This window comes from Caloramator australicus RC3 (assembly GCF_000297115.1).
Lineage (GTDB): Bacteria > Bacillota > Clostridia > Clostridiales > Caloramatoraceae > Caloramator > Caloramator australicus.
The window spans coordinates 1-11,434 of sequence record NZ_CAKP01000031.1 but is presented as its reverse complement, the minus strand read 5'-3'; the positions used below and the strand labels follow the sequence as shown (position 1 = coordinate 11,434).

General features: G+C 28.0%; 8 protein-coding genes and 1 pseudogene. 1 reads left to right on the top strand and 8 read right to left on the bottom strand.

Annotated features, from left to right (window positions below; all coding sequences use genetic code 11):
• Window positions 1–425: 425 nt before the first annotated feature.
• The 7 genes from CAAU_RS03480 to CAAU_RS03450 form a co-directional block, all read right to left on the bottom strand.
• Entirely contained in the window at window positions 426–755 is a 330-nt protein-coding gene (locus CAAU_RS03480) for a hypothetical protein (RefSeq protein ID WP_008908054.1), read from the bottom strand.
• Window positions 756–788: 33 nt separating this feature from the next.
• Window positions 789–1,028 (bottom strand): histidine phosphatase family protein, encoded by a 240-nt coding sequence (locus CAAU_RS13825; protein ID WP_083852792.1) that lies wholly within the window; start codon window positions 1,026–1,028, stop codon window positions 789–791.
• A gap of 179 nt (window positions 1,029–1,207) precedes the next feature.
• Complete coding sequence (locus CAAU_RS03470; RefSeq protein WP_008908052.1) at window positions 1,208–2,833, bottom strand: ATP-binding protein; 1,626 nt, start codon at window positions 2,831–2,833, stop codon at window positions 1,208–1,210.
• Window positions 2,834–4,261 carry an SIR2 family protein gene (locus CAAU_RS03465; RefSeq protein ID WP_008908051.1) on the bottom strand — a complete coding sequence of 476 codons (1,428 nt, stop codon included), beginning with the start codon at window positions 4,259–4,261 and terminating at the stop codon, window positions 2,834–2,836.
• Window positions 4,262–4,367: 106 nt separating this feature from the next.
• Window positions 4,368–7,349 (bottom strand): type I restriction endonuclease subunit R, encoded by a 2,982-nt coding sequence (locus tag CAAU_RS03460; protein WP_008908050.1) that lies wholly within the window; start codon window positions 7,347–7,349, stop codon window positions 4,368–4,370.
• Window positions 7,350–7,373: 24 nt separating this feature from the next.
• Entirely contained in the window at window positions 7,374–8,675 is a 1,302-nt protein-coding gene (locus CAAU_RS03455) for a restriction endonuclease subunit S (protein ID WP_008908049.1), read from the bottom strand.
• A complete protein-coding gene (locus CAAU_RS03450; RefSeq protein WP_008908048.1) occupies window positions 8,672–10,684 on the bottom strand; it encodes a type I restriction-modification system subunit M in 2,013 nt (670 codons plus the stop codon). The genes CAAU_RS03455 and CAAU_RS03450 overlap by 4 nt, the downstream gene beginning before the upstream one ends.
• Window positions 10,685–10,815: 131 nt before the next feature.
• Between CAAU_RS03450 and CAAU_RS03445 the strand changes: the two genes are divergently transcribed.
• Window positions 10,816–11,088 (top strand): hypothetical protein, encoded by a 273-nt coding sequence (locus CAAU_RS03445; protein WP_008908047.1) that lies wholly within the window; start codon window positions 10,816–10,818, stop codon window positions 11,086–11,088.
• Window positions 11,089–11,168: 80 nt separating this feature from the next.
• Here the strand turns inward: CAAU_RS03445 and CAAU_RS03440 are convergent.
• A pseudogene (locus CAAU_RS03440) lies at window positions 11,169–11,434 on the bottom strand (ISLre2 family transposase); the annotation flags it as partial.

Genomic DNA, 11,434 nt, shown 5'->3' with positions numbered 1-11,434 from the left:
TAAATGTTAGCTTTTGATAATAGGACTGTTAGTCGGGTGATGTCAAGGCACCGTGGAATAAATGGGAGGGGCCCACTTGTGGGAGGGCGCCCGTTTATGCCGCGAAAGGCCTTGACATCAGGCGGCATAGTATCCTATTGCCTTTTAGGGGCAGTTTAATCTGCCCCTCTGCCTTCCGGCGAGGATGGGGGTTCTAGGGGGCAAAGCCCCCCTAATTTTTACCCATCTAAATGACATTTTCATACGATAATTAACTTTATTTTAAATTATTTTTAGGTGACATTTTCAAAAGATATTGACAGGTAAAAAATTATGTGGGGAAGATATTATTATTAAGAAAGTTGCAATAACGAACATTATAATTCTTTTCATTCTATTTAGAACATATAAAAGGGAACTTTAACAATGGTTCCCTTTTATTATTTCTATCTTTTGTTTACCTTTATAATCGAATATATCAAAATTAAAAATATGCTAACATAAACCGACCAATCAAAATATAACTTAAAAAGTTGAACACTCCACTTTTCATCACCAATTATCAGTTTTGCTAAAAAATTATGAATAGCTATTCCATCATTAAGACTTGGAACAACAGAAGCTACAAAATTTACGCCAAGACATATTGCTGTAATAATGCAGAGAAAAATTAAAGGAATTAGCGTTTCGGAAAATCTAAACCCATCCTCAAATTGTTTTTTCATGTAAAACACATAAAATCCCCAGATTATCAAGGTTATAATTATAAACCACATAATAATCCCCCCAATTATAATTTATCTTTTCACTCAGGCAAAAGCTATTATTTTTTCAAATAAATCAAAATCCTCTATCCATAAATCATCAATTTTTCTTTCCCTAGATTCATCAACAACGTTAATTTCAAGATTAACCTTATCAGTAAAATCCATTATAGTATAAATAGCTCTTTTGTATAGACTTGAAAATATTATATCAATATTTCTATCCTGAAAAAATTCCGTAACCTTCAAACAGGCTTTAACTCCTTCTTCACAAAGAGGTCTTATTAAATCAACCTAAAAAAACTTAGACTTTACATGTCTAACAAAATATACTTTTGTCTTGTTTGTCCCCTTGAAATTATTAGATATATATACAAAACTCTTGCCTTTTATATAAATAAATTAGTCAAATATAGTTAACATGTTAAGTATATAAATATTCTTTAAATATTTTATGATTATAATTAATAATCCTTTCCTCGGTCTAAATTAGCATCTAATGCAACTTGTTCTTCTTTAAAATAATCCCTTTCCTTTATTTCATCTAAATATTCATTTTGTTCGTTAACTTTCCAACTATCAATAACATTGGGGTCACCACTTCTTGGTAGTGGATTTGCTGGAAATATCTGAACTATATCACTATGATTAAATGCTTCACCCATAACTAATGCATGTTGCTTTTCAATGTTGGGTAATAGATTTATAAAATTGTGACTACTAATATCTAAAATTTTGTTCATTATTTCTATATCTTTTTTATTAGTAATTTTATGTATAATAAATGAATTGCATTGGGATATCACAGTCTCTGATAATTCTGAAGGGCGCTGACTTGATATTATTAAGCTAATTCCATATTTTCGACCCTCTCTAGCTAATCTTTCAATATAATAATATCCTAACTTATAATCGTTAGCTTCTTTATCATTTATATATCTATGTGCTTCTTCTAATATTAATACAATATTTTTCAATTTATTCGTATCTCTAGATTCAATACAATAACTATATAGTATTTTAGCAAATAAAAACATAACAATATCAAGTTCATTTTTATCTAGTTCAGCTTTAATTAATGTAATTTCACTATCATCATTCATAATTTCTTCTACTATATCTTTATCACAAACCAATATTTCCTTTAAAATATCATTATCTAATATTGAGTAAATTCTATTATATAATGGTGCTAACCAATTTCTTAATTGTCTTTTATAATTGTTATCTTGACCAGCTATTTTATTTAACTGCACTTCAATTTCTTCTAAAATATCTTCTATACTAAATATTCTTTTTTCTCTTAACCTTAATAATGCATTTCTTAATGTTGGCAACTGAATACCTTCACTTGCATTGAAAAATTTTATGTATTCACTATCATTCAATTTGAAATGAGGTAATTTCAAATCGGTATTATTATATATTTTAATTTTAAAAATTCCATCACTAAATGCTTTTTCATATTCATCGTTAGTATCAAAAATAATTATCTTTGGTGATATATTAGTAATATCTGTTTCACCTTTTTTAAGTCTTTTTTTTAATCCTTGAATTATTGATACAAGAGTGCAAGTTTTACCTGAACCAGTATTACCAAAAATGCCTAAATGCTTACCAAACAATATATCTGGGTTAGCATATACAATATTATCATCGTTAAAAACACTTATACCTATACTTAATTCATATTTATATTTACTTCTTAACACTTTTGATTTTAACTTATTATTCACTGAATAAACTTCTGAACCAATAATAGGAAATAAGTTTATGCCTCTTTGAAAACTTTCTTCATAATCATCATAAACACCAATAAGAACTGCTTCAACTATATAGTTCTTTTGCTTATTAATAAAAATATCTTCGTTATATGACGATTTTTTATCATTTATTTGATTAATTCTAGCAATTGCTTTCTTACCATTGGGTAAATAACAATATAAAAGTCCATTTATTGTGACTAAAAAATCTCTATAAATAGAATCTATTATTAACTTATCAATCAAATTTTGCTCAGTGACTTCGACTGTTATATGACCTTCTTGTATTTTTACAATTCTACCAATTTTATAATCATCATAATTCATTTATAATGCACCATCCTTAATCTTTTTTAGCGTTTGATAAATAACTTTCTCAATACTGTCATTTTGTGGATATGGAATTAAGTATTTTACAATGTATTTAAAATTACCTAGAATCTTTCCACTTAATACAGTAATCCTCGAATCTTCTTTACTAACATCAAATAACTTTTTTAAATATGGTGCAATATTTTCATCTGTCTCATCCTGATATGAGAAAACAACCAAATTGAAATTTGGATTTGCTAAAGCATTTGTTATAATATCATTTACATGCTCATCAAGAAAACTATATCCCATAATAAACAAAGCTGTATTAGGTCTATTTATAACTTCTACAAACTGTCTAAACATCTCACTGTATGGTAAATCTAAAGAATATTTCTTCTTGGTTTGCACAGGATAAATAATACAGTTAGGTAATTTATCACCTTCTAATTCAATTTTATTATTTTTAAACTTACACTGTATTTCAGTAATCCCATAAGGTGTTTTTTCTTCATCTAAAACCCATGATAGTGAGCCATGCAATTTATATAAATTAATACTTTTTGTGTAGGACTTTGAACCATCAGAATGATTTAAATGAACATCCGTATAATAAATCGAAGGTGAAAATATTCTTTTTTGAAATCCCAAAAATCCATTATTAACAAATATCTCTAATTCTTCAGCTGACTTTTCTATTAATAAATCATAATTAAGAGTAAATATATTTACCCTAGGTAATTTTTGGTTTCTTGAAATTAAACGTTTTAAAAATAATTTGTGCAAAAAATTACTTGAATAATCTATATCTAAAACATAATCTTTTATAAAAACTTTCTTAAATTCTAAAATTAAATTCTCTATTTTTTTTGAAAGTTTACTATCCTCAATTATATTTGAATAGTAAGATAAAATTTCATATAATTTATCTAATATTTGTTCAGGCCTATCCAATTGTTGAAGTTTATTTACAATTTCTTTTAGTTTTTTATTACTAGTATTAAAATTCGATAATACTTTTTTATAACTTGGTTCATCCTGCCTATTGTTTTGCCTATTGTTTGTCGCTCTTGAACCAGCATAGATTGAACAACCATTCCCCATCAAAATACATAAATTATCAATCATTAAAAACTTTGATAAAATATCTTCTCTTATTTTCTTTGTTTTTTCCTTCATAGTATTGTCTAAATTATTAATCAATATCAACTCATTACTTTTAAAATTTAAAATTTCTTCTTTTATATCAATATCTAATTCTTCTTTATATTTCTTTATAAATTCTTCAGGTTTTTCTAAATATAAATATATGTTTTCATTTAATTGATTCACTAATTTTTCTACTTTGTTTTTTTCATTCTCTAAATCTAAATTAAATATGCTTCTAATATCATTTTGATTAAACTCTATAGAATCCTGAGTTTGATTATATATAAACTTCATTATCCCCCACCCCTTTAAAATTAATTGTCTTAAATAATAAAAATACTCATATCGGCTATTGAGCGGTTGTGGTAAACCACAACCACCCGATTACCGATTAAAATTTTTATACAGACTTTGCTCTTAATTGGTCATAAACCTTCTTTGCTAAGTAATCTATTATTACATTCCTAAAATCTTCTTCCATAATTATTTTTAAGAATAACTTCTCATTTTCTTCTCTTCTATTAATGAGAATATCCATAAAAGTTTTTGTATAGTCTAATTTAAAGTTATCAAAGTCATTGCTATTTACACTTAAAATAATATCCTCATTATTCATGCTATCCTGCTCTAATTGGTCTATTGTTAATCTATCTGTTTCTGTAAAATCTGTCCCGAATCTTTGATTCAATTTTTCTATAATTGAAGATAACTTTACCTTTTCTTCTTCACGTATTGTCTTACCAAATGATGTAGGCTGTAAAACCGCTTCTCCTTCTTTAACTAAAGATATACTTCCATCGAATGTCTTTTCATTTCTATAATACTCCAGAGCAATCTCATCAGCTAAATCCAGCTTAATAGAATCTGCTTTTGGTAATTTCCTTAATAAGAAATTCAAGTAAACATATAACTTATGCAGCTCAGAATCAGCAAATGGCCCTATTTGAAGTATAAATGAATAAGTTCTTATATACTTTGCTGCTGCACTTTTAAATTGTTCTTGTTGTTCTTTAGTAAGACTCTTAAATCTACTTACAGCTTTATCAAGAATTGAATTAAGCTTTTCCTGTCCTTTAGATGATTTTATTTTTTTATCCAATTCAAGTTTTACAACTTCTAATATCTCTTCATCTGTATAAACCTGCATTGCATTTAATTCATTTTGTAAATCGTATAAAATATTAGGGTCTGTTGCACATTCTAATTCGGTTACTTCATAAAAAGTTTGAAAAGCTTTCCTTATATCTTCTGGGTCATTAACAAAATCAAGAATAAACGTATCATTTTTACCTTTACATGTTCTATTTAATCTTGATAATGTTTGAACCGCTTTTATTCCCTCTAATTTTTTATCAACATACATAGTATGAAGCAGAGGTTCATCAAATCCCGTTTGATATTTTTCTGCAACAAGCAATATTTTATATTCATCAGCCTTAAATTTTTCAGGCAGTTCTTTTTCCCTTATTCCATTGATTCCTTCCTCAGTATATTCTATACCATCATCAATTACCGTTCCTGAAAATGCAACTAAAGCCTTTAAATCCTTATAACCTTTTTCATTAATATACTTATCAAACGCCTGTTTATATCTTACAGCATGTAATCTTGAACTTGTAACAACCATTGCTTTGGCTCTTCCGCCTATTTTATGCCTTGTTACTTGCCTAAAATGTTCAATTATTATTTCCGTTTTCTGTGCTATGTTGTGTGGATGTAAAGATACGTATTTTGCAATTGCTCTTGCTGCTTTTCTTGCTGGGACATCTGGGTCATCCTCAATTTTTTTAGCAATTTTATAAAACGTTTTATAGGTTACATAGTTTTTTAATACATCTAATATAAATCCCTCTTCTATTGCTTGTCTCATTGAATAAACATGGTAAGGATAATATTTGCCATCAATACCTTGAGTTCCGAAAAATTCCAGAGTTTTTGCCTTTGGAGTTGCAGTAAATGCATAATATGATATATTATTATGTGGACCAAGTTTTGCTATTTCTTTATTAATCCTATCTTCCATATCGTCTTCTTCTTGACTATCTAATTCCTCTGCCTCTTCCAAGCTCTTAGCTGATAATACTACTCTTAAAGCTGCAGCAGACCTTCCTGTTTGAGATGAATGTGCTTCGTCTATAATAATTGCATAATTTCTTTCTTCAACATCTTTTATTTTATCAATTATAAAAGGGAACTTTTGAAGTGTCGTTACTATAATTCTTGTTCCATTTTTTATGGCTTCAGCTAATTGATTTGAATTTTTTTCTATTTTTGCAACCATCCCTGCTTTATGTTCTATTTGATAAATAGCATCCTGAAGCTGCTTATCTAAAACTCTTCTATCAGTAATGACAATTACGCTGTGAAAAATTGGTTTGTTTTCATCATCATGCAATTTAGCAAGTCTATGAGCTAACCAAGAAATGCTATTTGTCTTACCACTTCCTGCAGAGTGTTGAATTAAATAGTTTTTCCCTGTCCCATTAATTTTAGTATCATATTCTAAATTTCTAACAACATCTAATTGATGATACCTTGGAAAAATTAAATTCTCTCTTTCTTCAACTATCTCTCCTGTGCTATCCTTAATCTGTTCTTTCTTTATAAATACAAAATTAAACAAAATATCTAATAAACTATCCTTTTGAAACACTTCTTCCCATAAATAATGTGTTTTATAATTTCCTTCAACCTCTGGATTTCCTCTCCCACCATTATTGCCTTTATTAAATGGTAAAAATATAGTATCTTTACCATCAAGCTTAGTTGTCATATAAACTTCTTCTGTATCTACTGCAAAGAAAACAATTGTCCTTTTTTTGAATTGAAATAAAAGCTCCTTAGGGTCTCTGTCATGCATAAACTGTAGTTTTGCATCATCAACTGTTTGACCTGTAAGTGGATTCTTAAGCTCTAATACAATAATAGGTAATCCATTTAGCATTATAAGCATATCAATACTATTATTATTTTTTTCACTATAATGAACTTGTCTTGAAACTGTGAATATATTTTTAGAATATAAATTCAATAATGTATAATTAAGACTATTAGCAGGTTTATTATAAGCAAGTTTAAGATGGACACCATAATCTTTAATTCCATGTCTTAAACAATCAATTAAACCCCTCTTATTTAATTCTTTGTTAATTCTTTCGATAATTCTTTCTTTATATAATGATTTATATACACTTTTCAACTTTTCTAATTCTTTAGCTTGAGTTGATTCTAAAAATTCAAACAAAATTTCTACATCAATAGCATACTTTTTAAAGCTATCCAAAGCCTGGCCTTCTAAACGACGTTTTCTATAACCATTTATATTCACCAAAAAATCTTCAATATTTTCTTCAAAACCTTTTTCGGTATAGTCAATGGACATATAAATTCCCCCCAGGATATTTTATTATTCATAATCTCTTAAATCGATTTTCCCTGTTACGGCTTCAAATATTAGTGATTGGCGATATTCTTTAAGTTTTTGGATTTGTTGCTTGATTGACATTATTAAAAAATCTATCTCTTCACATTTCTTGTTTAGCCAATCTATGATACTTTCCTGCTCAAATTTATTTGGTAAAGGTATATATAAATTGCCAATAAAGTCCCAATTTGTTCTTGGCATCTTAGTTCCATAAGTAGATGAATTAACAATATTAATAAATTTCTCTGACAGCATTAAATAAAATATATATTTAGGCATTATGTTTGAACATCTTAGAACTAATAATTCAGTTGTGCATCTTCCAGGAAAGCTAGCTAAAATACATTTAGCTAAGTATGGTCTAAGTTTTCCAAACAAAACATCGTTAGTTTCAAAAATTATAGATTCCCCTTCAATATTCTTTTGATTATTAAAACTACTCATTAATAAGTTCCCCGTCCTTGATTCAATGTCCTCTAACCCAATATATATTCTTTCTTCATCACTATCTAGAGCTTTCTTATTCATAGCTTTAACTAAATATTTTAACTTTTTTATTTCCCAATGCTCAGGTATCTCCCCTATCCACTCTATTCCACTATCCTTTAATTTTACATTAGGATTTAATCCTTTAGTAACCGCTTCTGTTATTATTGCTTGTCTTTTTTCTTCAAGCAATGATATTAATTTCTCTTTATCTTGGATAAGTGAATCTATTTCGGAAGTTTTTTTGTCGAGGAAGTCAGCAATGGCGGTTTGTTCATCGTCCTTGGGTAAGACTACAGCAATATTTTTTACTTTTTCTGCATTAAGATTGTTTTGTGTATTATTGCTTGATAAATATAGAATATAACGCTCAAAACTTTCTAAATATCTTTTAATAAATTGTTTGTTTACTTGTTCTTCCTTTAAAATTAATCCTAATATTGCTTGATTAGTTACAGCATCAATTTTAAGCTCAGCTACTTTTCCTAAAGTAGCATAGATAGAATATATTAATGTTCCTCTTTTTAATATTTTAAGATTTTTTTCTTTTAATCCCATAAATGTAATTTTTTTTGCCGTTTCATAAACATAATCTGTATTTGACATATCACTAATACTAACCCAATTTATACCTTCTTCACCTTCTGTCCAATTTTCTTCATTCATAGATGAAGGCGTACCTCCAGAAACTAATTCTTTTAAAACATGTTTTAATTTTTTTATTTCCCAATGCTCAGGTATATCACCTATCCAATCTACCCCACTATCTTTATATCTCTCATACCTTTTATATCTCATATCTCCATCACCTTCTTTAGCTTCTCCTGTATAATCTTCTCAAGCTCTATTATTTCATTTCTTATTTCCTCTGAACTTCTTAATGGCGTATATTTGTAGAAATGTCTTGTAAATGGTATTTCGTAACCTATTTTTGTTTTATCTTCATCTATCCAAGCATCATGAACGTGAGGTTTAACTTCCCTTTCAAAATATTCATATATATCCTCTTTCAATGGAACGTTTTCTGTATCTCTTAAATCTGGGTCGGGCTCAATATTGCCTTTGGAATCTATGCAAGCATCTGCCGTTTCATCCTTTTCAGATAGAGCAGATAAAATTGCTTTCAAAAGATTTGAGCTTACATTTAATTGGTTCTTTTTGAATAAATCTTTTAATACTTTAGTAAATTCTTCTCTATTCTTGTAAACTTTATCTGATTTAATAGAGTTCAATGCAGCTATTATAGCATCTTGAAGTTTTTTACCCTCTTCTATTTCCTTAATTGCTGCTTCGCCTTTTTTCTTTGAAGTGGCTAAATTTTTGAATGCAGTTTCTTCATAAAGATTTTTAATTCTTTCATCATCTATTTTAAAATTAAGCCTTAATGGTCTTTCTATTACTATTTTTCTATAGCCAAAATCCTCATTATCAAATATTTTGCAATACTCACTTTCTTTAAAATCGCCATATATCCTTACAATTTCTTCAATTTGTTTTTCAGTTATATAATTCCTCTTATTGCCTAAACTCTTTTTCATCTTTTCATAAAAGTCTACAGCATTAACAAGCTGAATTTTACCTTTTCTTTTAGAAGATTTATTATTTGTTAAAATCCAAATATATGTTGCAATACCTGTATTGTAGAAAAGTTCTGTAGGAAGTGCAACAATTCCTTCTACTAAATCGTTTTCAATCAACCATTTTCTTATATCACTTTCACCTGAGCCAGCATCACCTGTAAAAAGCGGAGAACCATTCATAATTATTGCTATTCTTGAACCTTTGGGATTTTCATTTGTAACAGGCTTCATTTTTGATACAAGATGCTGAACGAACAAAAGCTGTCCGTCTGAAATTCTTGGCAGTCCTGCTCCAAATCTTCCGTCAAATCCTTTTTCTTCATATTCCTTTTTTACTGCTTCTTCTGCTGGCTTCCATTCAACTCCGTATGGAGGATTAGTAATCATATAGTCAAACTTTTTATCTGGAAACGCATCCTGCGATAACGTATTTCCCAGTTTAATATTATTAGCGTTTTGTCCTTTAATAAGCATATCTGCTTTACATATGGCATAGGATTGAGGGTTTATTTCTTGTGCAAAAAACTCTAGCTTTGCTGATGGATTCAATTCCTTAAGATAGTCTTGTGCTACTAAACCCATTCCGCCTGTTCCTGCACATGGGTCGTATATTGTTTGGGTAATGCCTGGTTTTGTTAATATATCATCATCTTCTAAGAATAATAGATTAACCATTAGCTTTATAACTTCTCTTGGTGTATAGTGGTCACCTGCTTCAGCATCTTCTAAAAATCTTCTAATTAATTCTTCAAATATAAGCCCCATTTCAGAGTTAGAGACAACATCAGGATGCAAATCTATTTCGCTAAATCTTTTTACAACTAAATATAAAAGATTATTTTTATCCATTTTGTCTATTTCTCTATGAAATTCAAAATGTTCTATTATATCCCTTGCATTTTTTGAAAATCCATTTATATAATCCTTAAGATTATCAGCAATATTATCTGGGTCTGCCAGTAATTTATTAAAATCGAATTTGCTTATATTGCTAAAATTACATCCTGATTTTCTATTTAAAATCTCGTCTATAGCTTCCTGAGGAAGATTTTTTATTTTTTGATATTCCTGTAAAACTATTTCTTTAGTATTTTCTAAAACGCAATCAAATCTTCTTAAAATACACATAGGCAATATTACATTCCTATACTCTTCTTTTCTATAAGGACCTCTTAATATTTCAGCAATGCTCCATATAAAATCAACTTTTTCTTGAAAATTATACATATTAATCACCCCTAACATTATTTTACATCAAGTTAACAAAAATGGAATATAATTTAAAATTTTTTGTATATGTAATTAAATTGAAAGCTTGAATTATATAATTATAATAAATGATTTGTGAAGGGAGTTTTATGGAAGAAAAAATTAAAAAAACTCTTTTAAAAAGCGAAATCATTTCTTTAATAAGTAATGAGGAAATTGCACAAAAGCTAAATTCTGCTAAGGATATTAAAGAAAAATTAGATATTCTCTCAAAATATGTTCCTGATAATAAAAAATTAAGCAAAACTAAAGCTTTAAAACTATTAAATAAATTAGCAAACAATCCTTCCGATAAAAATACCTCTTTTAATCAGATTAACAAAAAAGAAAATATTAATCAAACTCAAAATAATGGTAGATAGTGTCAAGATATTGTAGGTTAATTTTTATAGACAACCCCTTAAATTAGCTAGTTTCAAGGCGTTTGTTAAATTTAAAAAACTTAAATTATATTTTCATATTTTATTGATTTTAATATCCTGTAAATTGGCGTTACTTTCCCTATGTTCAATATCGTTATATTATTCATAACTTCACGTGAAGATTTATTTATCTTTCTTATCGCTTCTTTTATTTTCTTCTTACTTACCTTGAAGGCTTTTTCATCTTCCTTAAACACACTTATTTCCCTTAAATTTTCCTCCCATTCTTGCTAAATACCCTTAGCTTTGCCATTATCTTTAATCCTTCCTTGCTCCATCCTAATGG